The sequence below is a fragment of the Capnocytophaga sputigena genome, assembly GCF_002302495.1.
GTDB classification, from domain to species: Bacteria; Bacteroidota; Bacteroidia; order Flavobacteriales; family Flavobacteriaceae; genus Capnocytophaga; species Capnocytophaga sputigena.
In genome coordinates this window covers 1,737,940-1,759,822 of record NZ_CP022379.1, presented here as the reverse complement: position 1 = coordinate 1,759,822, position 21,883 = coordinate 1,737,940, and the positions used below count along the sequence as shown (strand labels likewise).

At 41.0% G+C, this 21,883-nt stretch carries 20 protein-coding genes and 1 tRNA gene; 14 read left to right on the top strand and 7 right to left on the bottom strand.

The window, feature by feature from the left end:
* Positions 1-2 precede the first annotated feature (2 nt).
* From CGC57_RS07770 to CGC57_RS07735, 8 genes are all read left to right on the top strand, one after another.
* Complete coding sequence (locus tag CGC57_RS07770; protein WP_095898679.1) at positions 3-827, top strand: KilA-N domain-containing protein; 825 nt, start codon at positions 3-5, stop codon at positions 825-827.
* 60 nt (positions 828-887) lie between these two features.
* Positions 888-2,177, top strand: a complete 1,290-nt coding sequence (locus CGC57_RS07765; RefSeq protein ID WP_095898678.1) for a glycosyltransferase family 4 protein — start codon at positions 888-890, stop codon at positions 2,175-2,177.
* Positions 2,178-2,188: 11 nt separating this feature from the next.
* The gene (locus tag CGC57_RS07760) at positions 2,189-3,376 is read left to right on the top strand and encodes a glycoside hydrolase family 57 protein (RefSeq protein ID WP_095898677.1); all 1,188 of its coding nucleotides are present in this window, start codon (positions 2,189-2,191) and stop codon (positions 3,374-3,376) included.
* 107 nt (positions 3,377-3,483) lie between these two features.
* Complete coding sequence (locus CGC57_RS07755; RefSeq protein ID WP_095898676.1) at positions 3,484-3,714, top strand: hypothetical protein; 231 nt, start codon at positions 3,484-3,486, stop codon at positions 3,712-3,714.
* Positions 3,715-3,867: 153 nt separating this feature from the next.
* Positions 3,868-3,949, top strand: a tRNA-Leu gene (locus CGC57_RS07750).
* A gap of 69 nt (positions 3,950-4,018) precedes the next feature.
* Complete coding sequence (locus CGC57_RS07745) at positions 4,019-4,279, top strand: thiamine-binding protein (protein WP_095898675.1); 261 nt, start codon at positions 4,019-4,021, stop codon at positions 4,277-4,279.
* Between the two features lie 31 nt (positions 4,280-4,310).
* Positions 4,311-4,988 carry a nicotinamide riboside transporter PnuC gene (gene pnuC, locus CGC57_RS07740; protein WP_095898674.1) on the top strand — a complete coding sequence of 226 codons (678 nt, stop codon included), beginning with the start codon at positions 4,311-4,313 and terminating at the stop codon, positions 4,986-4,988.
* The gene (locus CGC57_RS07735) at positions 4,934-5,494 is read left to right on the top strand and encodes an AAA family ATPase (protein WP_095898673.1); all 561 of its coding nucleotides are present in this window, start codon (positions 4,934-4,936) and stop codon (positions 5,492-5,494) included. Before pnuC ends, CGC57_RS07735 begins: the two co-directional genes overlap by 55 nt.
* A gap of 63 nt (positions 5,495-5,557) precedes the next feature.
* Here CGC57_RS07735 and CGC57_RS07730 read toward each other — a convergent pair whose 3' ends face one another.
* Both CGC57_RS07730 and atpD read right to left on the bottom strand, forming a co-directional pair.
* On the bottom strand, positions 5,558-5,794 hold the full coding sequence (locus CGC57_RS07730) for a F0F1 ATP synthase subunit delta/epsilon (protein ID WP_095898672.1): 237 nt from the start codon (positions 5,792-5,794) through the stop codon (positions 5,558-5,560).
* Positions 5,795-5,901: 107 nt separating this feature from the next.
* Positions 5,902-7,410, bottom strand: coding sequence for a F0F1 ATP synthase subunit beta (atpD, locus tag CGC57_RS07725; RefSeq protein ID WP_095898671.1), 1,509 nt, complete (start codon positions 7,408-7,410; stop codon positions 5,902-5,904).
* A gap of 491 nt (positions 7,411-7,901) precedes the next feature.
* Here atpD and CGC57_RS07720 point away from each other — a divergent pair, with 491 nt between their 5' ends.
* Both CGC57_RS07720 and radC read left to right on the top strand, forming a co-directional pair.
* Positions 7,902-8,873: a bile acid:sodium symporter family protein gene (locus tag CGC57_RS07720; protein WP_095898670.1), complete on the top strand. Its 972-nt coding sequence runs from the start codon at positions 7,902-7,904 to the stop codon at positions 8,871-8,873.
* 179 nt (positions 8,874-9,052) lie between these two features.
* Positions 9,053-9,718 carry a RadC family protein gene (gene radC / locus CGC57_RS07715; protein ID WP_095898669.1) on the top strand — a complete coding sequence of 222 codons (666 nt, stop codon included), beginning with the start codon at positions 9,053-9,055 and terminating at the stop codon, positions 9,716-9,718.
* 178 nt (positions 9,719-9,896) lie between these two features.
* Here the strand turns inward: radC and CGC57_RS07710 are convergent, their stop codons facing one another.
* The gene (locus CGC57_RS07710) at positions 9,897-10,766 is read right to left on the bottom strand and encodes a hypothetical protein (protein WP_095898668.1); all 870 of its coding nucleotides are present in this window, start codon (positions 10,764-10,766) and stop codon (positions 9,897-9,899) included.
* A gap of 121 nt (positions 10,767-10,887) precedes the next feature.
* On the opposite strand from CGC57_RS07710, the gene nadE reads away from it, so the two are divergent.
* The 4 genes from nadE to CGC57_RS07690 are packed head-to-tail and all read left to right on the top strand — an operon-like array spanning position 10,888 to position 15,370.
* Positions 10,888-11,658, top strand: coding sequence for an NAD(+) synthase (nadE, locus tag CGC57_RS07705; protein WP_095898667.1), 771 nt, complete (start codon positions 10,888-10,890; stop codon positions 11,656-11,658).
* 39 nt (positions 11,659-11,697) lie between these two features.
* Positions 11,698-12,975 carry a phosphoribosylamine--glycine ligase gene (gene purD / locus CGC57_RS07700; protein ID WP_095898666.1) on the top strand — a complete coding sequence of 426 codons (1,278 nt, stop codon included), beginning with the start codon at positions 11,698-11,700 and terminating at the stop codon, positions 12,973-12,975.
* Between the two features lie 51 nt (positions 12,976-13,026).
* Positions 13,027-14,193: a peptidase associated/transthyretin-like domain-containing protein gene (locus CGC57_RS07695; RefSeq protein ID WP_095898665.1), complete on the top strand. Its 1,167-nt coding sequence runs from the start codon at positions 13,027-13,029 to the stop codon at positions 14,191-14,193.
* A gap of 22 nt (positions 14,194-14,215) precedes the next feature.
* The gene (locus CGC57_RS07690; RefSeq protein ID WP_095898664.1) at positions 14,216-15,370 is read left to right on the top strand and encodes a carboxypeptidase-like regulatory domain-containing protein; all 1,155 of its coding nucleotides are present in this window, start codon (positions 14,216-14,218) and stop codon (positions 15,368-15,370) included.
* Between the two features lie 172 nt (positions 15,371-15,542).
* On the opposite strand, the gene CGC57_RS07685 is transcribed toward CGC57_RS07690, so the two are convergent.
* From CGC57_RS07685 to CGC57_RS07670, 4 genes are all read right to left on the bottom strand, one after another.
* A complete protein-coding gene (locus tag CGC57_RS07685; protein WP_095898663.1) occupies positions 15,543-17,090 on the bottom strand; it encodes a DUF4301 family protein in 1,548 nt (515 codons plus the stop codon).
* 121 nt (positions 17,091-17,211) lie between these two features.
* Positions 17,212-19,314 carry a GH92 family glycosyl hydrolase gene (locus tag CGC57_RS07680; protein WP_095898662.1) on the bottom strand — a complete coding sequence of 701 codons (2,103 nt, stop codon included), beginning with the start codon at positions 19,312-19,314 and terminating at the stop codon, positions 17,212-17,214.
* Positions 19,315-19,364: 50 nt separating this feature from the next.
* Positions 19,365-20,651: a glutamate-1-semialdehyde 2,1-aminomutase gene (hemL, locus tag CGC57_RS07675; RefSeq protein WP_095898661.1), complete on the bottom strand. Its 1,287-nt coding sequence runs from the start codon at positions 20,649-20,651 to the stop codon at positions 19,365-19,367.
* 55 nt (positions 20,652-20,706) lie between these two features.
* Entirely contained in the window at positions 20,707-21,633 is a 927-nt protein-coding gene (locus tag CGC57_RS07670) for a PfkB family carbohydrate kinase (RefSeq protein ID WP_095898660.1), read from the bottom strand.
* Positions 21,634-21,883 lie beyond the last annotated feature (250 nt).

Here is a 21,883-nt window from a genome sequence, read left to right as displayed (position 1 = left end):
GTATGGCAAAGAATAAAACTATCAGTGTACAAGGTTTTGATATTGTATGGTATGAAACTAATTACAACGACTATATTTCTCTTACTGATATAGCTCGCTATAAAGATGCTGAACATACAGATGCTATCATTCAAAACTGGCTTAGAAATCGCAATACGATTGAACTATTGGGGTTTTGGGAAAGTATTTACAATCCCAATTTTAAACCCCTCGAATTCGAGGGGTTTAGAAAACAAGCTGGACTAAATAGCTTTGTAATGACACCTAAAAAATGGATAGAGAGTACCAATGCTATTGGCATTGTATCCAAATCAGGAAGATATGGAGGAACATTTGCCCATAAAGATATTGCTTTAGAGTTTGCTTCGTGGATTTCAATAGAATTCAAGCTCTATATTATCAAAGAGTTTCAACGTTTAAAAGAAGACGAAACAAGTCAGTTAAAATTAGAATGGAACTTACAACGAACCTTATCTAAAATCAATTATCACATTCACACTGACGCCATTAGAGACAATTTGATTCCAAAAGAAATTACTAAACAACAAGCTAATTTTGTTTATGCTGACGAAGCCGATTTACTGAATGTAGCCCTTTTTGGACTCACGGCTAAAGAATGGAGAGAAAGTAATCCTGATAAAAAAGGAAATGTGCGAGATTATGCTTCTTTAGAACAGTTAGTTGTTTTAAGTAATATGGAGAGTATTAATGCCTTACTTATAAGCCAAGGAATAACACCGTCAGAAAGACTTAGAGAACTCAATAAAGTCGCTATTACTCAAATGAAATCTTTACTAAAAAACAAAGCAATTAAACAGTTGAATTAAAACAACACCCTTCTTCCTCTCCATAGAGGAGAGTTGGGAAAAGGAATAAATATAAAGCGTATGAAGAATGCAAGAGTATTAATGTTTGGATGGGAATTTCCCCCTCATATCAGTGGGGGATTAGGAACAGCCTGCTTGGGTATAGCCCAAGGATTGGCTAAAAACGGCGTACAAGTGCTGTTTGTAATGCCAAAAGCCTCTGGTGATGAGGATGGCAGCGTGGCGAAAATTATTAACGCCAGCGATGTAGAGATGTTGCAAAACACCGAAAAAATAGAAGATTTCTGGAAACATATCAACTTTATGGAGATAGGCTCAAACCTCGTGCCTTATCTCGACCCCGAAACCTTTGCCCGCGAACGCGACCAATACCTCAAAGAAGGAGAACATCACCAACGCATTTCGTATCACAACAAATTTCAGTTTTCGGGTAAATATGGCGCTAATCTTATGGAAGAGGTGTACCGCTATGCCTTAGTTGCGGGTACCGTTGCCAAACGCTATGAGTTTGACGTGATTCACGCCCACGACTGGCTTACCTATAGTGCAGGCATCATTGCTAAGAAGATTTCGGGCAAACCCCTTATCGTACACGTACACGCTACCGAATACGACCGCGGGGGCGAGTACAACCGCAATACACTGGTGTACGACATCGAAAAACGCGGTATGGAAGCAGCCGATAGAGTGGTAACTGTGAGCAACTGGACGCGCAATATCGTCATTGAAAAATACGGTATCCCTGCCGAAAAAGTGATTACCGTGCACAATGCAGTAGATTTCAAAGCCGAAACCGATGCCAAAGAAGAACGCGGCGTGAAAGATAAAATCGTTACTTTCTTAGGGCGTATCACCTTGCAAAAAGGTCCTGAGTACTTTGTAGAGGCAGCTGCCAAAGTGATGAAACGCGTGCCTAACGTGCGCTTTGTAATGGCAGGTAGCGGTGAGAAGATGAACCCCTTAGTGCGCCGTGTAGCACAATTAGGATTGGGCACCCGCTTCCACTTCACAGGCTTCCTTAGAGGTAATGATGTACAGCGTATGTTCCAATACAGCGATGTATATGTAATGCCCTCAGTGTCAGAACCCTTTGGCATTTCTCCTTTAGAGGCGATGCGCTCAGGAGTACCTACTATCATCTCCAAACAATCGGGGGTGGCTGAGGTGTTAGACCACGCTATCAAAGTGGATTATTGGGATATCAACGCCCTTGCCGATGCTATTTATGGCATTTTGGCTTACCCTACACTGGCTCACTATATGCAACGCGAAGGCTACGACGAGGTTAATAAACTCAAATGGGAAAATGCCTCTTTGAAACTTAAAAACATTTACGAATCTTTAATATAAAATAACCAACGATGAAAAAGTCAATTTGTATTTATTTCCAAATCCATCACCCCGAACGTCTTAGAAAATACCAATTCTTTGACATAGGTAAAAAACACAACTATTTCGATAACTACGCCAATCGTTCAGAGCTCGAAGATTTGGCAGAGCATTGCTATCTACCTGCCAATGCCCTCTTGTTAGAGCTCATCAAAAAATACGAAGGCAAATTCAAAGTAGCGTTTTCTATCACAGGGAGTGCTATCGACCAGCTTGAAATGCACACCCCCGAGGTGATTCGCAGTTTTCAAGAACTCGCCGCTACTGGCTGTGTAGAGTTTTTAGCAGAGACTTATTCACATTCGTTGGCTTCACTTTCTGAAGATACCGATGAGTTTGAACAACAAGTAAAACGCCACAGCAATGCCATCAAACAGCTCTTTGGCAAAAAGCCTGTAACCTTCCGTAACACCTCTCTCATCTATTCCGATAAGATAGGCGAACGCGTTGCAAAACTCGGTTTCAAAACGATGCTCACCGATGGCGCTAAACACGTATTAGGCTGGAAGAGCCCCAATTTCGTTTATAAAAACGCTCTCAATGAGAACCTCAATCTCTTGCTTAAGAACAGCAAACTGAGTGATGATATCGCCAATCGTTTTTCCGATAGCAACTGGAGTGAATACCCGCTCACTTCCGAAAAATACGCCTCTTGGGTAGAAAGCAGTTTGCGAGATACTGAAGTGCTCAACCTCTTTATGAACTATGAGGTCATAGGCTATTTCAACAATGCTCAAAGCGGTATTTTCGACTTCTTGCGTTACTTTATAGAAAATATGTTAGCCAACCCTAACTATCAGTTTTTATTACCTAAAGAAGTAGCCAAAAAGCACCCTGCTAAAGATATATTGCCTGTGCCCTACCCTATTTCGTGGACAGATGAAGAGCGCGACACTACCTCTTGGCTTGGTAATGAACTACAAAAAGAAGCTTTTAGCGAGCTCTTTAAAGTACAACCTTTGGTGAGAAAGAAAAAGAATGCCGAGCTCATCGAAGATTACAGCCGATTGCAAGGTAGCGAACATTTCTATTTTATGCGCACCAAGCTCTTTTCGGGCACTGATTATCACAAGTACCTCCTACCCTATGATTCGCCCTACGAAGCCTTCATCAATTATATGAATGTACTGAGCGATTTTATTGAAAGAGTAAATAATTAGGGGGTAGGTAATAGGGGGTAGGTGTCAGGAAACCTGACACCTAAAACCTACCCCTTGAAACTTGACTCCCACTGAAAGATTTAATAATAATTTAAAAAACAGACAAAATGAAAAATGCAGAAAAGAAGAGGGAAAGCAATTTCTTTGAAGGAATTGTTTCCGAAGAGATGAATGAACTGTCTGGAACTACAAGAGTTGCCGAGACAAACCCCGACGAAATGTCTACAGGACATTTGAGTAGTGAAGATTTTCTGTACTCAAACCCCAAAAAGAAAATCAAACCCCTCGCTAAAAACGTCGATAGCGACTTAGTGGAGAACCTTATCTTCACCCCATAGTAAAGAAGCCCCGCGCTTTTGCGCGGGGCTTCTTTTAAATTAGTAATAAGTAAAAAGTAAATCGTGATTTATTAAAAAAATCCTAAAAAAATTTGCAGATTCAAAAAACTATTGTACCTTTGCGCCGTCAATCAAACGAAAGTTCATCATTTTGCGGGTGTGGTGAAATTGGTAGACACGCTAGACTTAGGATCTAGTGCTTCACGGCGTGGGGGTTCGAGTCCCTTCACCCGCACTTGCAAAAGGCTGCCTAATGTAGGCAGCCTTTTTATTTTAATAAACAACAAGTAACAGCTTAACAAGTATGAAAGTATCAGTAGAACTTACCTTCAGTCCGTTGCAAGATGATTTCGAGCAACCTATCATTCATTTTATCAAAAAATTGCGCGCCTCTGGGCTTATCGTGCAAGAAAATCCTCTTAGCACTCAAGTGTATGGCGACTACACCCAAGTAATGAGCGTGCTCACTACCGAAATAGAAGAAGCACTCGAGCTAGTAGAACGCGGATTGATGTACATAAAAATCGTAAAATCCGATCGCCACGAGTATAAAGCGTTTTTTTAGGTAAGAGGTAAGAGGTAAAAAGTAAGAACGAATGACTGATTTTTTTGCGCAATATAGAGGAGTAGATACGCATTTGGTAGTGCTCGAAATCATTGGGGTACTCTTTGGATTCCTCAGTGTGTGGTATGCTAAAAAAGGTAATATATGGGTATACCCTACGGGGATTATCAGTACGGTGTTGTTTGTATATTTGCTTTGGCACTATGTACTGTGGGGTGATATGCTCATCAATGCTTATTATACAGCAATGAGCATCTACGGCTGGGTGTTATGGGCAAAGAACGCACACGATAATGTGATTACCATTTCGGTTACTACGCGCCGTGATTGGCAAATTTGCGGTCTGTTAGGCTTGTTTAGTTTGAGTTTTGTAACCATAGTATATTACCTGAAACCCTACATCAAAAACAACTTTTCAATGGAGGGCATTTCCTTAGGTTTTCACAACTTCCTCCCTACCGAATATGTTGATGTATTTACTACCGCCATTTTCTTAGTAGGGATGTGGCTAATGGCAAAACGCAAGATAGAGAATTGGCTCTTTTGGATTCTCGGAGATCTTATTTCGGTGCCGCTCTACTTCAAAAAAGGAATGCTTTTCACTTCTTTTCAGTATTTATTATTCACTATCATCGCCATAATGGGCTATATCGAATGGAAAAAACACTTGCGCAACGAGAGAGCAACATCAAGCGTATCGCCTTTATAGGTCCGGAATGCACGGGCAAAACCACGCTGAGTCGCACCCTTGCCCAGCGTTACCAAACCGTATGGACAGAGGAGTATATGCGCACTTATTTGCAACACAAGTGGGACACCCAGCGCCTCACCTGCACCCCCGATGACCTGCTGCCTATCGCTCGCGGACAAGTAGCTCTTGAAAATGAGCGCATTTCGCAAGCAAATAAGGTGTTATTCTGCGATACCTGCTTGTTAGAACTTATGATTTATTCATACCTCTATTATGGCAAATGTGAGCCTGAAATAGAACGCGCTGCCCTTGCCCATCATTACGACGCTATTTTCCTTACCTATATAGATGTACCTTGGCAAGCCGATGACCTGCGCGACAAACCTCACGAACGAGAAAGTGTTTTTACTTTCTTTCAAGAACAATTAGATGCCCGAGATATAAAATATCAGATTTTAAAAGGAAGTGTTGAAGAGAGAATTCTTCAGGTAGAAAATAAGGAATTAGCAAATAAGAATTTGTGATAAATAAAAATCCCAAGTATTTTAAAACAATACTTGGGATTTTTTATATGAATTACTACACTACTAATCGGCAAGGATTACCACCTTGTTGTGATTGCACTCCAAGGTACCCCCCTTAATAGTAAAGGATTTCAATTCATTTTTACCTTCAAAAAGGGTTACCTCGCCCGCTGTAAGCATTGAAATAATAGGGGCGTGGTGATCTAATATTACAAATGCCCCCTTAACCCCAGGTACATTCACTGCGGTTGCTTCACCTTTAAACAAAAGGGCTTCGGGAGAGAGGATTTCTACTGTCATAAGCGCGAGCCGCACGGGCTTTTTTTGTTATTGTTTAAAACTTTGTCAAAGGTGAAAGCCGCACGGGCAATTAAGGACTTTGACAAAGTATATAATATTCTAATTAACTAGCTAGCTTCAGCAAGCATTTTTTCACCAGCTTCAATTACTTCTTCAATAGTACCTTTAAGGTTGAAGGCAGCTTCAGGAAGGTGGTCGAGTTCACCGTCGAGAATCATATTAAAGCCTTTGATAGTATCTTTGATATCTACGTAAGCCCCTGGTAATCCGGTGAATTGTTCGGCTACGTGGAAAGGCTGTGACAAGAAGCGTTGTACACGACGCGCACGAGCTACCGCAATCTTGTCGTCTTCGGAAAGTTCTTCCATACCGAGGATAGCGATGATATCTTGCAATTGTTTGTAGTGTTGCAAGAGCTCTTTCACACGTTGTGCGCACTCGTAGTGTTCTTTACCGAGAATTTCGGGGGTAAGGATACGCGAAGTAGAGTCAAGTGGGTCTACGGCAGGGTAGATACCTAGCTCAGCAATTTTACGCGACAATACGGTAGTGGCATCGAGGTGGGCAAAGGTAGTAGCCGGAGCAGGGTCGGTAAGGTCATCGGCAGGTACATATACCGCTTGTACTGAGGTAATTGAACCGTGTTTGGTAGAGGTGATACGCTCTTGCATTGCCCCCATTTCGGTAGCCAAGGTAGGTTGGTAACCCACCGCTGATGGCATACGACCTAAAAGGGCTGAAACCTCAGAACCTGCTTGGGTGAAACGGAAGATATTATCAACGAAGAAAAGCACGTCTTTTCCTTGTCCTTCACCAGCACCATCGCGGAAGTACTCGGCAATGGTAAGTCCAGAGAGAGCTACACGCGCACGTGCTCCAGGGGGTTCGTTCATTTGTCCGAAAACAAAAGTAGCTTTAGATTCTTTAAGAACTTTTCTATCTACTTTGCTCAAATCCCAACCTCCTTTTTCCATTGATTCTACAAACGCATCGCCATATTTGATGATGCCCGATTCAATCATTTCGCGGAGGAGGTCATTCCCTTCACGAGTGCGTTCGCCTACACCAGCAAATACTGAGAGACCGCCGTGCCCTTTAGCGATGTTGTTGATAAGTTCTTGAATAAGTACCGTTTTACCTACACCAGCACCTCCAAACAAACCGATTTTACCACCTTTGGCATAAGGTTCGATAAGGTCGATTACTTTGATACCGGTGAAAAGCACTTCGGTAGTAGTAGAAAGTTCTTCAAATTTAGGGGCTTCACGGTGGATAGGCAAACCATTATCGCCATCTTTTGGCAGGTCGCCAAGACCGTCTACACCATCGCCAATTACGTTGAAGAGGCGACCATAGATATCTTGACCTACAGGCATTTTGATAGGGCTACCGGTAGCGATAACTTCGGTATCACGGCTAAGCCCTTCGGTAGAGTCCATAGAGATGGCTCGTACCACATCTTCGCCTATGTGCGATTGTACTTCTAATATAAGTTTAGTGCCGTCGGGTTTGGTGATTTCTAAAGAATCGTAAATGCGAGGCAGTTGTTTATCCGATGCGAACTCTACATCTACCACCGGACCAATAACTTGAGCTACTTTACCTTTTTGAAACATATTTTTTCAGTTAAGAGTTAAGAGTAAGAAATAAGAAAAAATCCTATTCCCTAATTTCTATATTTCTAATATCGGGCAAATGTAGGAACTTTTTCGTAAAGTAACAAATAAAACGAAGATTTTTTTATTAGTGGTGATTAGTTATCTCTGCTTTACAAAGAAAAAGTGGGGACAAGAGAGAGAAAAGAGTATCCCCTACTTTTCTTTGTAATCACCTGATTTTTCTTTACGGAAAATAAAGGAGATAAAAAATCAGGACTTAAATAAAAGCAAATATTTCGGGGCAAAGACACAAATTTTACCCCCCCCATTATGTTAAAATACTGTTAAATTTTACAACTATCAATGCTAAAGTGTTAATTTAAGAGATGAAAAGGTGGTTTTAGAGTGTCAGGATGTTTTCTTAGGAAGTTTTTATCATTAGTTTTATAAGGTTACTTACTTTTCAATTACAAAATTATTCTTAGCTTTGCAAAATCAATTCACAACAGATGAACAAAATACTTACTAAAAACGCTTTTCTCTGGCTCTTGGTAGCAATGGTGCTCCTCGGTTACCTCCTCCCCTATCGCGAAAGTTATAATGCTTATTTCAATCTCGGCACTTTTATCGACTGGGGAATTGTGATTATCTTCCTGCTTTACGGACTCAAACTAAATCTCCGTGAGGTATTGAACGACATCAAAAACTGGAAGTTACACCTCTTAGCACAGGTAGCTACTTTTGTACTGTTTCCGCTTTTGGTAATGCCTTTCTACAAGATAGCGCAAGGCACTGAGTTTTACGTGTTATGGCTCTCGATATACTTTTTGGCGTGCTTACCTTCTACGGTTTCCTCATCGGTGGTGATGGTTTCTATTGCCAAAGGGAATGTGCCTTCAGCGATTTTCAACGCTTCTATTTCGGGACTTATCGGTATTTTTGCTACCCCTATGTTGATGCAGCCTTTTTTGGAAAACAGTAGCGGGGCAGCTGTAGATCAAGGGGCTATCATTCAACAATTACTACTAAAAGTATTGTTGCCTATTGTGTTAGGTTTGTTCCTCAATCCGCTGTGCAAGAAATTCATAGAACGCTATGGCAAGCTCATCGGTAAGTTTGACAGACTCATTATCTTACTCATCGTTTACGAGAGTTTTTCAACGGCTTTTGTAAATCGCGTGTTTAGCAGTGTGCCGCCTATTACTTTTGCGATTATTGCCTTGGCAGCGGTAGGTTTATTTTTTATAGTGTATCACCTTTTGGGCTGGACATCAAGGCGTTTGCATTTCAATCGTGAGGACACGATTACCACGACTTTCTGTGGTTCTAAGAAATCATTAGTTCACGGGAGCTTGTTTATGATGGTATTAGGCATTCCTGACGACAACAAAGTAATGTTTCTATTGCCCATAATGCTTTACCACAGCTTTCAGCTGTTTTATGTAAGTTGGCTAGCAAATAAAATAGGTAACAGGTGTTAGGTTTCAGGTGTAAGGTAAAGACAGTGAGTTGGTGCAGCTGGGCAGGTGAGTAACAATTCAGCTAATGTTCAATAGTTAATATTTCACTGAAAATCAATCAATCACAACATAAAAAATAAAGAAGATAAACAAACGCAATACAAACATCTAAAGTTTATCCGATAACTAACAACTAAATTATGACTATCAAAAATTGGGAAGATACCGATAAGCCTCGTGAGAAGATGATGGCTCAAGGAAAAACAGCTTTGAGCAATGCTGAACTTTTGGCTATTTTATTAGGTTCAGGCTCTGCCAATGAAAGTGCTGTTGCTTTGAGCAGACGTATATTGGCTTCAGTAGGCAACAGTCTCACGGCTTTGGGCAAACAAACATTGGCGCAACTCACCGCCTTCAAAGGGATTGGTGAAGCCAAAGCAATTACCATTCTCGCCGCTACCGAAATGGGTCGCCGGCGTGCTGCCGAAACTCCTGAACCTCAACCTAAAATTGAAGCTCCCCGACACGTTTTTACTTTGATGCAACCCCTTATTGGAGACCTACCTCACGAGGAATTTTGGGTGCTCTACCTCAACAGTGCCAACCGCGTGATTCACAAATGCCGACTTTCTTCAGGGGGCATAACTCATACCACTGTGGATATACGATTGCTCTTCAAAAATGCCTTAGAACAAGGCGCTGTCTCACTGATTTTAGTACATAACCACCCCTCGGGGAGTACCACTCCCAGCAAAGAGGATATAGAACTTACCCAACACGTGAGAAACGCTGGTGATACTTTGGATATTAAACTCTTAGACCACATAATCGTTACCGAAAAAGAATACTATTCAATTAACAATTAATAGGTAACAATTAATAGGTAACAATTAACAAGTAATAGTATCAATTAAGGATTGAAACAACTTGTTGATTATAAATCAAATAATCTTTTTTTTCAACTCTTAATCCTCATCAATAGATAACCAATAATAAGGGGCACAACTTATTAATTGTTAATTATTATTTGTTATTTGTTAATTGCTATTTATTTCTCATCATTTTCACTGAAAAAACAAAGATGAGTAGGACAACAATCCCCATAATTGTCCATAGTAGTGGCTTAGCCGACACAAAAGTACCATTGGTAGGGCTTTTAGTAACTGAAGTCGTTGTAGTAATAGGCTGATTCTTTACATATTCTACAGTCTCATTGTAATGAATGGAGGGGAGTTGTTTAGGGATATGCTTCACAAAATGAGTGATGTCGTACTGAGGCGCTATGTCGTTAGCTTTGCCATACACTAAAAAATAGTGATGAGCTGTATCGGGGAAGCGTGCTGTGAGTTTATAAGTGATAGGAAAGAGGGTAATTTCATCAATGGCAAGTGGAGTATTGTCTTGGTTATCAATATCAATTTGCAGATGCTTAAACAGCTGTGGTGCAAAAGTATATGTGTTATTCCCCTTAGAGTCGAGCACCCCTTTAACTACACTGCTCAGATAGGTGTCATCGGTAGTTTCGTTTTGCAAAATCTTCACAGAACGATAATAATCATAAGTTGTTGCAGGGTGAATCGCGACTTTGCCAAGGAGCAAAATTTCGGGAAGTTTCACATCGATAATCGTATGTTTAGACACTTTGTCGTTCTTTACAGCAAAGTGCGTAATAGTTTGGGTAGCAACCACTGTATCAGCTATCATATAAGGCACTTCAATAGTATCGGTAACCGAAATGCCATAAATGCGCAAATCGTTATAACTCTCCATACGGTCGAAGATAGTAATGGGCAAAGTGAGAGAATACCAACCGCTTTGATTGAGATTTTCAAGCGCTTGTTTATAGCGGTATGACGAGAGCTGTGCCTGAGCGGTAATACTACAGAAAAACAGCAATACAAAGAGTTTTTTCATAGTTTGATAGCAACTTTACTAATTTATACCGCAAAAGTATAAAAGTTTTTCGTTATTCGCAATTATTTAGTACCTTTGTCGCGATATACTGAAGACATTTTTTGAACTCAATACAATTCAAATGGAAAACATAGCATCACAAATCGTTCATTGGATAAAAACTTACGCCGAAAATGCTCGCGTAAAGGGCTTAGTCATAGGCATATCAGGTGGAGTAGACTCGGCGGTAGTCTCTACGCTTTGTGCGCGTACGGGTTTACCTACGCTCTGTCTCGAAATGCCCATTCACCAAGCTGAAAGCCACGTGAGCCGCGCCCAAGAGCATATTGCTTTCCTTAAAGCTCACTACCCTAATGTGAGCGACTTGCGCACCGACCTCACTCCTGTATTCGACCAATTTGTGGCACAAATACCCCCTACCGATAAATCTACTTATGAAATGGCACTTGCCAACACTCGTGCGCGCCTAAGAATGACGACCCTCTACTATTTTGCGGGACTCGAAGGCTATATAGTGGTAGGCACGGGTAATAAAATTGAGGATTTCGGGGTAGGATTTTTTACCAAATACGGCGATGGGGGCGTGGATATCAGCCCTATTGCCGACCTGATGAAAAGCGAAGTATACCAACTTGGCAAATACTTGCAAATTCCGCAAAGTATCCTCAAAGCAAAACCTTCTGACGGTCTTTTTGGCGACGACCGCAGCGATGAAGACCAGCTCAAAGCCTCTTATGATGAGTTGGAATGGGCAATGCTCCAAACCGATCAAGGCAAAAAAGCTGATGATTTTAGCGGTAGAGAGCGCGAAGTATTTGAGATATACACCCGCCTCAATCGTGCTAACCAGCACAAGATGCAACCAATACCGATTTGCAAAATCGACAAGTGAAACAAATCTACTAATCGACAAATTGACTAATTAATAGAAATGAACATACTTATCCTTGGCTCTGGCGGTCGTGAACACGCCTTTGCCGTAAAACTACACCAAAGTCCGCTTTGCGATACCTTATACATCGCCCCTGGCAATGGGGGTACCCACACTGTAGCTACCAATGTGGCTATCAGCCCTACCGACTTCCCCACTCTCAAAGCCTTTGTGCTTGAAAAACAGATTGCAATGGTAGTGGTAGGTCCCGAAGACCCTTTAGTGCAAGGGGTATACGATTTCTTTGCCAATGATAAAGAACTCTCTCACGTGCAAGTGATAGGTCCTTCACAGCAGGGCGCTACCCTCGAAGGCAGTAAAGAGTTCGCCAAAGAGTTTATGGTGCGCCATAATATCCCCACGGCTAAATATGCGAGTTTTACCAAGGAGACAGTGGACGAAGGTTGCGCTTTCCTCAGCACGATGAAAGCCCCTTATGTACTCAAAGCCGATGGTTTGGCTGCTGGTAAAGGAGTAGTGATACTCGAAGATTTACAAGAAGCCCAAACCGAATTACGCCGGATGCTCATCAACGAGAAATTTGGAAAAGCAAGTACTAAGGTGGTGATTGAAGAATTCCTCAAAGGTATTGAACTAAGCTGCTTTGTCCTCACCGATGGACAAAACTACAAAATATTGCCTACTGCCAAAGACTATAAGCGCATAGGTGAAGGTGATACAGGGCTCAACACGGGCGGTATGGGGGCTGTTTCACCAGTGCCTTTTGCCGATGCAGCCTTTATGCAGAAAATTGAAGAGCGCATCGTAAAACCTACTATTGCAGGATTGTACAAGGAAGGCATTGTATATAAAGGCTTTGTATTCATCGGACTCATAAAAGTAGACGGTGAGCCTTACGTGATAGAATACAATGTGCGTATGGGAGACCCCGAAACCGAAGCCGTATTGCCGCGTATAGAAAGCGACCTCATTCCGTTATTCCAGTCGTTGTACAACGGCACTTTGGCTTCACAAGAGTTGAAAGTAACCCCACAGAGCGCTACTACGGTGGTAATGGTATCAGGTGGCTATCCTGAGGATTACGAGAAAGGAAAAGAGATTTCTGGCACTGAAAAAGCAACAGATAGCACTGTATACCACGCCGGTACCACCCTTAAAGACGGTAAACTCCTCACCGCTGGCGGTCGTGTGTTAGCTGTAACTTCTTTAGGTGATGATTTCAAAGAAGCCTTACAACGCTCCTACAACAATATCAGTAAAATACATTTTGAAGGTGCTTACTGGCGAAAAGACATTGGGAAAGACCTTTCCAATTAACAATTGATAATTAACAAAAAAACACCTCAAAAATTACTAATCCTTATAAATATGAAAAAGAATATAATCGCAATCCTCACCTATATAACCCTAATTCCACTATCTTTTTCTCAGAACACCCTCTCCAAATACCTTGCGGATAAGGAGACTAAAGCCCCTTTAAAAAGTGCTACTATCCATAATGCAAACGATTATACCGTTACCAATGACGACGGGCACTTTGTATTCTACTCTACCAATGACAGTATAACTATCAAAATGTTAGGTTATGAAACCCTCAAAACCACTTTCAAAGCCCTCAGTCGTACAAAAGACACCTTGTACCTTACCCCAAAACCTTTTCAGTTAGACGAAGTAACCCTTTCCAACAAAAACATTATACAAGAAGCTTATAATCACGCTACTACCAATTATCCTATGGAACCTTTTGTTGAAGATTTCTTCTTGCGTTGTGTCCTCAAACACAATGGTGAACTCGTGAAAATAGAAGATTTCAGTGGGCGTATCAAGCGCGATAAGTTATTAGGAGCCGAGAAAAATTTCACCTTTCAATTGCTGAATATGCGTAAGTTTGGTATAGAAAAGAAAGGAGTGCGTGCAGACGATTTTAATATCCCTTCCTTAAATGATGTTTTTCAATGGTGGAGTAATATTTTATTTTTAGATTCAAAGGAGTACCGTTTTTCATTCCTTAAAGTTATAGATGAAACACATCATCAGGTAAGTCATACTCCTAAAAATGAAGAGGATGATAAAAGTAGTATAGGTCATTTCATTATCAATACCGATGATTATGCCGTCAAAGAGCGTATTCATAAAATCAATCCTAAAATAATTCATAAAATACCCTATACTAAAAAACCATTCATCAAATACAGAACTATTGATTATTTTTATAAGGAAAAATGTGAGAAAGACACCAAAAACAACAAATATTTTATAGCCAATGCCATAGTTGGCGCAAAAGTAGAAGGATATGTAGGCAAAGAAAGAATAGTGTACGATGTAAGCTTCGAGCTCATTGTTACTCACCCTTTTTCAGACCTCAATACTTTTAAAGCCAATGTAAATGGCAAAAAAGAGCTCTTTAAATTAGATGTACCCTATAACAAAGAATTTTGGGAGACTCAAAACCAACTCCCCCTTACCAATGAAATGCGCGATTTCATCAATAAACCCCACAACCCAAAAGAATACCGCGTGATTTCTAATTTCTAAAGTAATGTAAAAACATAACAATATGAAAATACTATTCCTTATCCTATTATTCACAGCCACAGCCTTACCCGCCCAAGTAGCCGAACTCACCCTGCTGGATGTCTCTACAAAGCAGCCCATTCCCAATGTCGAAGCCTATTACACACGCTCTCTCAACGGTACTATTACCAATGAGGAAGGCAAATTGCGTATTGCGGTGGAGAATGATACCCTTACCCTAAGCCATATAGGCTATGCAACTAAAAAGATTTTTACCGATAAAACCTTTGCCAAAGCAACCATTTATCTCAATCCTCAGGAAATACAACTTGAGGAAGTTGTGTTGTACAATTTTGATTTAAAAAAGAAAGTAAAGTATGTTTTAGATAATTACTTCAAATTGTATGACACTAAGGCTAAAATATTGGAATGTACTTATCGAGAAAAGATGATAAGAAATGACACCCTTACACGCCTTTATCAAGTGCAGTTAGATTGGTGGAGCAAAAGTTATCGTTATACTTCTTTCAAGCAACCTTTAGAAAAACTATTACAAATCCGACTTAAAAATATCGACTACTCTAAAATGTTAAGCCAAGAAGAAGTCGCGGCTCGTTCTGTTCACTTAGAAAGAACACCGATGTTTATATATATTTTTGTGAACACCTATTTGTCATTTATAGATCAATTTGGTGAAAATATTGATATCAAAAAAGTAGAGAAAAATAAAGAGGTTACTAAAGTAACTTTTAACGCTGATATCGTTATCAATAAAAAGCTAAATCTAAAACTTGAAAACTCGGTATTGGTGTTTGACAATACTACCAATGCTGTGAGAAAAGTTATTTTTAACGACATACATCAAGGTATAAAGGATAAAGTTTCTGAGAAAACTAATAAGCCTTATAAGTCTATTACAGATAATTATCGCTTGGAACTCACCTTAACTGACTATAAAGGCAAACTACTATTTAGTTCTTATTATGTAAGACTCATAGGAGCTATTGAATACAAAGGAAAAAGAGATAAACTCTTTTTAGAACACAGTTTTTTGCGTACAGGAGTACAGAACAAACATATTAAAAAGGAAGATAGAATAGATATTCAAAAGTCTTTCCACGAATACATTACCCCTCACAAACAAGGTGAAGCCAAGTTTTTACTTACCAAAGAAGAACAAGATTTTATAAACCAATAATCTTATATAATCAACTTTGCCAAAGGTACGAGCCGTACGGCAAGAAACTTTGGCAAAGTGTAGCGACGCAAAAGCGATTTTGAAACCTTTTTTGAATAGCTTTTGTCAATTGTTAATTGATAAATGAAACCTGACCCCTGACCCCTGAAACCTAAAACCTGACACCTGCCCCTCACCCTTGGTGAGTTTTCTTGAGCAGGTCGTTTACTACTTTCACAGGGTTGAAGGTGATGATAGGCACTTCAACGAATAGGGTAATCCAATGTGCCATTGAGCCATTCCATAAACCTGGGAGTTCTAATGCTTTTAGCGGACGACCCATATAGGTTTTAGAGGTGATAAAGGCTTGGTTAGGGTCTACGTATTGTTGTAGGTCAAACTTCTCGCCTTTATAGTCTTTGGTACCGCAAATCAAATCTACAGGGTTGAAGTGAGTAGACTGTTGGAAGATTTCCTTTTGCTTGCTATCAGCCATATTCACTTGGGCAGATTCGATGATTTGAAGGCTGTAGCCCTCACCGTCTTTCACCCAGAACGGACCTCCACCAGGTTCACCTTCATTCTTTACCATTCCGCACACGCGTATAGGGCGATTGAGCTGTTCTTTGATGAACTCCATAGCGTATTGGCGGCGGAATTTATAGATGTAATCAGGAACAGAGATATTGATTTCTTTTAGAAAATCAAGGATGTGTTTCACTTCTTTCTTCTTAATCTTATTATTGTCGATACGGTGTAAGATTTTAAAAATTTCATCTTGTACCTCACATAGTTTGCCCGCAAGTGCTTCTTTGTAGAAAACCGTCTCATCGGTGTATTTTTTCACTACCACATTGTCGATATTCTTAATAAAGATGATATCAGCATCAATGTCGTTAAGGTTGCTCAGCAGAGCTCCGTGACCAGCAGGGCGGAAAAGGAGATTACCTTCTTCATCGCGGAAAAGCTCGTTATCTTCGGTTACCGAAACCGTGTCGGTACTTGGTTTTTGGTAAGAGAAATTCACATCAAAACTGATGTTGTAACGCTCTTCAAGCACAGGTTTGATAAGGTTGAGTTCTTTGTGGAATGCTTCGGTGTGCTGCTCAGTAATAGTAAAATGCAGGTGAGCTTCTTGTTCATCGGAAGCGTAGAGCACTGCCTCGCGGAAGTGTTCTTCAAAAGGAGTAGCGATTTTTTCGGAGTGTTTGTGGAAAGGAAGTAGTCCTTTGGGCATATTGCCATAGCCCAAACCATCCTCATTAAGGAGGGTATTGACGATAATGTGTTTTTGGATATCTTCGTTTAGTGAGGAAAAGTCGGGGTGATGTTTATCAATAGCTGTTTTGAGGAGGGGGTAGAAAGCAAAGCGTTCAAGACCTTCAAAGAAAGCCTTTACTTCCTTATTACCAGTCCTACCGATATAGGCTACAAACGATTCGCGATCGAGCTCAAAATCGTCTCTAAAGGCGAAAAGCGATTTGAACATACGCGTCGCTGCCCCCGAAGCTGGTACAAATTTCAGGATAGTGTTGCCTTGTTTGCGCTTTTGGTAGATAGCAGCGTATTTGGCAGCTTCTTCTTTACTAAAAGGGATAATACCATCGTCTAACACAGCAGCTTTGTAGAGCTGGATAGGGGGTACTCCTTGTTTGAATTGTGCTACTTGAGCGTTGAGCATTGCTTCAGTAATGCCTTTTCTGATGAGTAGCTGGCGGTCTTTTTCTGTTAATTCATTCATAATATAATAGTTTCGTTCAACATTCTAATTCTTACGATTGTTTGAGACGTCAAAGGTATAAACAAAAAAAGACAAAAGCAAGAAAAAGCATAAAAAAGTTTTAATTGTTAATTACCAACCGTCAATTGTTAATAGTTAGAATTTCGTCGTAGTTGATGTAATTCCTATAGAACGGCTTACCATTGAAGCGTATTTCACCTGCTTTTTTACCTTTTTCAATAGTAAAAGTCTTGCCATTTTCTAAGTGAAGGGTAGCTTTATCAAACAATGGGGTGGTTAGATAATACCTGCCATCGGAAGGGTTGAGAGGATAAAAACCTAAAGCTGAGAGCACATACCAACTGCTCATTTGTCCGCAGTCCTCATTGCCACAATGCCCACTGGGGGTATTTTTATATTGAGTATTCAATATTTCAGTAACGCGTTGTGATACTTTTTCAGGGTGGTTTGTAAAATGATAGAGGTAAGCCACGTGATGACTCGGTTCGTTACCGTGTACGTATTGACCTATCATTCCGGTACTGAAAATAGGCAATTTTTCATCGGGAGTAACGGCTAAAGTGAACATCGAATCGAGTTTCTGTTCAAAAGCATCAGTACCTCCCATCACATCGCGCAAGCCGAGAATGTTATGAGGCACAAACCAGCGATAATGCCAAGCATTGCTTTCGCAGAAGTATTTGCTGTAGTCCTTAGGATTGAAAGGCTTGATAAACTGTCCTTTGCTGTCTTTAGGACGGAAGAAAGTTGTTTTTCCATCAAAGAGATTGCGCCAATTTTCAGCGCGTTTGGCAAAATAAGCTGCATCTTGTTCCTTGCCGAGTGATTTGGCAAATTGCGCAATACACCAGTCGTCGTAAGCGTACTCTAAGGTTTTAGACACCGACCAGTTTTCATCTGATTTATCTAAATCGTAAGGCACATAACCATATTGCTGATAAAGGTCGATTTCGCGTTCTTTCACCATCGCACTTTGTTTGCAAGCCTCATAAGCTAAGGGGATATCCATCGGGATATTCTTAAAATAAGCATCTACGATAATAGGTACAGCGTGATAGCCTATCATCATATTGGTTTCACCGCCTTGCATACTCCATACTGGCAGCGTGCCATTTTCGCGGTAGTGTGCTAAAAAGCTCTTGATAAAATCGGCAGATGCCTCGCGATGCAACAAGGTATAGAGAGGGTGAGCTGCGCGGAAAGTATCCCAAAGTGAGAAAGTATCGTAACGCTTTTCAGAGGCATCAGCATCACTGAAGAGGTTAGGCGCCAACATCGATTGGTAGAGCATTGTATAGAAAATTGTTTTTTGCTCCTCAGTTCCCCCTTCTACTGTAATTTTCTGTAATTGTCGTTCCCAGAGGTTACGAGCCGCCTCGCGATAGTCATCGAAAGCAAAATGAGGGGCTTCGGCTTCCATATTTTTATAAGCGCCTGCAATGCTGTGCATAGAAAGTGCTGTTTTTACTACTATAGTCTCATTGTCGGCGGTAGCATAGCGAAGTACCATTTTAGAGCGGTTGGCTTTGCCATTTTCTTTTTCTTCTGTAAATTCCTTATCAACAAAGGGTTTGGAGAGCTTGATCACAAAATATACCTTTTGGTTGCGCGCCCAGCCAGTAGAAAACCGATAACCTTCCAAAGTAGTGCTATCCACCACTTTCAAATAAGTTTCAGTAGGTTTATCCCAGTTGATGCTATAGCCTAAATCTACAGTAATTTTGGATTGTTTGTCCTTAGGAAAAGTATAGCGTTGTACGCCTACACGCGGAGTGGCAGTAAGTTCAGCTTTGATGCCATAACTCAGCAAATCAACACTGTAGTAACCCGCAGTGGCGGTTTCGTGTTGGTGAGAGAAATAGGAGAAAGGCAGGTGGTTGTTTGCCTCAATACGCTGGTTAAATCTACTATTGGTGGGCATAATGAGTACATCGTAGAGGTCACCAGCCCCCGTGCCTGAAAGGTGGGTGTGTGAGAATCCAGTAATGATGCTATCGGGGTAGAAATAGCCCGAAATTCTGTCCCAACCTGGGATACCAATATCCGGACTGAGTTGCACCATCCCAAAGGGAGTCATTGCCCCAGGGTAGGTATTCCCCGTCCCATCAGTACCGATGAAGGGATTAACATAATTAGTGAGTTCTTCTTTAACTGACTCTTTTTGTTCTGATGAATTATGGCAAGCTACCAAGGCAAATGCCAAAAGGTAAAGGTATGGTTTCATTAATTTATTATTAGGTTTCAGTTTTCAGAATTTCCAAATTTTCTAATTCCCTACAATTCCATTATCACTCTGTTAAGAGCGCTGATAGTTTTATCCAAATCTTCGTAAGTGAGGGCGTCGTTTAGGAAATAACTTTCAAAAGCGCTTGGCGGTAGATAAATACCTTCGCGCAACATTCCATGGAAATACTTGCGGAAACGCGCTGCATCACTCTTAGCCGAAGAAGCGAAATCGGTTACAGGATTTTCGTTAAAGAAAAGGGTGAACATCGAGCCAAAACTGTTGATTTGGTAAGGTATACCCGCACGTTTTAGCACATTGTCAAATCCTTCGTGCAAGTAAGCTGTTTTTTTCGCTAAACTATCAAACACTTCGGGCTGTTCATTCAAAGCGGTGAGCATTGCCAAACCAGCACTCATCGCCAAAGGATTACCGCTAAGGGTTCCCGCTTGATACACGGGACCTTCGGGAGCTAAGTAGCTCATTATTTCTTTATTAGCAGCAAAAGCCCCTACGGGAAGTCCACCGCCAATCACTTTCCCAAAGGTAACAATATCAGCTTTGATGCCAAAGACTTCTTGCGCTCCACCTTTTGCCAAGCGGAAGCCGGTCATCACCTCATCAAATATCAAAAGTGTGCCATTTTCAGTACAAAGTTGTCTCAATCCTTCTAAAAATCCTTCGGCAGGAGGCACACAGCCCATATTGCCCGCCACAGGTTCGATAATCACACAAGCAATTTGCTGAGGATTGGCTTCAAAAAGGGTCTTCACCGATGCTAAATCGTTGTAGTTTGCTAAAAGTGTATCTTTAGCTGTACCTTGGGTTACCCCAGGGCTATTGGGGCTGCCAAAAGTCGCTCCTCCACTACCCGCCTCAATGAGGAAAGCATCGGAGTGTCCGTGGTAGCAACCGGCAAACTTGATAATTTTCTCTCTGCCAGTATAGCCACGTGCCAAGCGGATTGCGCTCATACAAGCCTCTGTACCGCTATTTACAAAGCGGATTTTATCGATATTTGGCACCATTGCAACCGCCAATTCGGCGATTTGCACTTCTACTTCAGTAGGAATACCAAAAGAGGTACCTTTTTTAGCGCGCTCGGTTACTGCCTCAATTACAGGGGCGTACGCGTGACCTAAAATGAGAGGACCCCAAGAGGCAATATAATCAATGTACTTGCGATTGTCCTCATCGGTAAGATAAGCGCCTTGCGCTTCTTTGATGAAAATAGGATGTCCCCCTACGGCATTGAAAGCGCGTACGGGAGAGTTCACTCCACCAGGGAGTACTTGTTGTGCAGCTGCGAATAATTCGCTACTTCTTTTGTAAAGCATATCTTTTTTAGCTAAGAAGTAAGAGATTAAAGGTAAATTACTTGCCTCTTATCTCTTACCTAAGTTGAATATCAAACTGTGTAAGGTCTCTAAATTGTTGTAAGCGAGTTGTTCGCTCGTTGTGGGTGAGGGTGAGCAAACGTTCAGCACCAAATTTTTCAATGCAAAATGAAGCTACATTTGCCCCTTGAACAATAGCGTTTTTCAAATTAGCAAACGAGTAGTCGCGAGTTTTAGTGAGATACCCCACCATACCCCCTGCAAACACATCGCCGGCACCCGTAGGGTCAAACACTTCGGCTAAAGGCAAAGCAGGTGCAAAGAACACCTTATCCTCGTGGAATAATAACGCCCCGTGTTCGCCTTTTTTAATGACCACATACTTCACGCCCATTGCCATAATCCGATGGGCTGCTTTCACAAGCGAATACTCTTTGGTAAGCTGGCGTGCTTCTTCATCGTTGATAGTGAGCACATCCACACGAGCAATTACCTCCATTAGCAAATCCCAAGTGTGGTTCATCCAGTAGTTCATCGTGTCCATTACCACCAATTTAGGGCGCTGTGTCATTTGGTGGAGTACATCCATTTGGAGGGTAGGATGCAAATTACCGAGCAGAAGCACTTCGGCATCACGGAAAGCCTCAGGGACTACGGGTTTAAAGTCGTTGATAACATTTAGTTGGGTATCGAGGGTATCGCGTTGGTTCATATCGTTGTGATATTTGCCACTCCAGAAGAGTGTTTTGCCTCCTTGTACAATCTCAATACCCGACACATCAATACGACGTTCAGTTAGTAGATTTAGATACTCTTGTGGATAGTCGCTGCCTACGATAGATACGACAGCAGCGGGAATTTCAAACTGAGCAGCAGCCAATGCAATATAGTTAGCTGAGCCCCCCATAATAGAGTTGCTTTTTCCAAAAGGTGTTTCTATTTGGTCGAAAGCGATGCTTCCGAGAATAAGTAGTTTGCTCATTTATTTTAGGTAAGAGATAAGAAGTAAGAAATATATAATGCCACTTACAGTATGTTAATTTTCTGGCAATTACATTTGTAATGTTCTTACTCTTTGTAAATTTTGGGCAAAAGTAAGAAATTATTATGAAATACGGATTACAAATGAAGGGAATTGTATTATTTTTCTGTTTTGCGCCAAAAAAGTAGTAAATTTTTCTACCATCGAAAAAGCTCTAAAAAACATCATAACTACATTGATAACAAAGTTT

Coding starts and splice junctions, on each gene's coding strand:
- CGC57_RS07685 (WP_095898663.1), bottom strand. CDS start 17,090: ATGAATGAATTAACAGAAAAAGACCGCCAGCTACTCATCAGAAAAGGC.
- CGC57_RS07760 (WP_095898677.1), top strand. CDS start 2,189: ATGAAAAAGTCAATTTGTATTTATTTCCAAATCCATCACCCCGAACGT.
- CGC57_RS07745 (WP_095898675.1), top strand. CDS start 4,019: ATGAAAGTATCAGTAGAACTTACCTTCAGTCCGTTGCAAGATGATTTC.
- hemL (WP_095898661.1), bottom strand. CDS start 20,651: ATGCTTTACAAAAGAAGTAGCGAATTATTCGCAGCTGCACAACAAGTA.
- CGC57_RS07710 (WP_095898668.1), bottom strand. CDS start 10,766: ATGAAAAAACTCTTTGTATTGCTGTTTTTCTGTAGTATTACCGCTCAG.
- CGC57_RS07670 (WP_095898660.1), bottom strand. CDS start 21,633: ATGAGCAAACTACTTATTCTCGGAAGCATCGCTTTCGACCAAATAGAA.
- atpD (WP_095898671.1), bottom strand. CDS start 7,410: ATGTTTCAAAAAGGTAAAGTAGCTCAAGTTATTGGTCCGGTGGTAGAT.
- CGC57_RS07730 (WP_095898672.1), bottom strand. CDS start 5,794: ATGACAGTAGAAATCCTCTCTCCCGAAGCCCTTTTGTTTAAAGGTGAA.
- radC (WP_095898669.1), top strand. CDS start 9,053: ATGACTATCAAAAATTGGGAAGATACCGATAAGCCTCGTGAGAAGATG.
- nadE (WP_095898667.1), top strand. CDS start 10,888: ATGGAAAACATAGCATCACAAATCGTTCATTGGATAAAAACTTACGCC.
- CGC57_RS07735 (WP_095898673.1), top strand. CDS start 4,934: ATGGAAAAAACACTTGCGCAACGAGAGAGCAACATCAAGCGTATCGCC.
- CGC57_RS07770 (WP_095898679.1), top strand. CDS start 3: ATGGCAAAGAATAAAACTATCAGTGTACAAGGTTTTGATATTGTATGG.
- CGC57_RS07680 (WP_095898662.1), bottom strand. CDS start 19,314: ATGAAACCATACCTTTACCTTTTGGCATTTGCCTTGGTAGCTTGCCAT.
- CGC57_RS07690 (WP_095898664.1), top strand. CDS start 14,216: ATGAAAATACTATTCCTTATCCTATTATTCACAGCCACAGCCTTACCC.
- CGC57_RS07695 (WP_095898665.1), top strand. CDS start 13,027: ATGAAAAAGAATATAATCGCAATCCTCACCTATATAACCCTAATTCCA.
- CGC57_RS07720 (WP_095898670.1), top strand. CDS start 7,902: ATGAACAAAATACTTACTAAAAACGCTTTTCTCTGGCTCTTGGTAGCA.
- pnuC (WP_095898674.1), top strand. CDS start 4,311: ATGACTGATTTTTTTGCGCAATATAGAGGAGTAGATACGCATTTGGTA.
- CGC57_RS07755 (WP_095898676.1), top strand. CDS start 3,484: ATGAAAAATGCAGAAAAGAAGAGGGAAAGCAATTTCTTTGAAGGAATT.
- purD (WP_095898666.1), top strand. CDS start 11,698: ATGAACATACTTATCCTTGGCTCTGGCGGTCGTGAACACGCCTTTGCC.
- CGC57_RS07765 (WP_095898678.1), top strand. CDS start 888: ATGAAGAATGCAAGAGTATTAATGTTTGGATGGGAATTTCCCCCTCAT.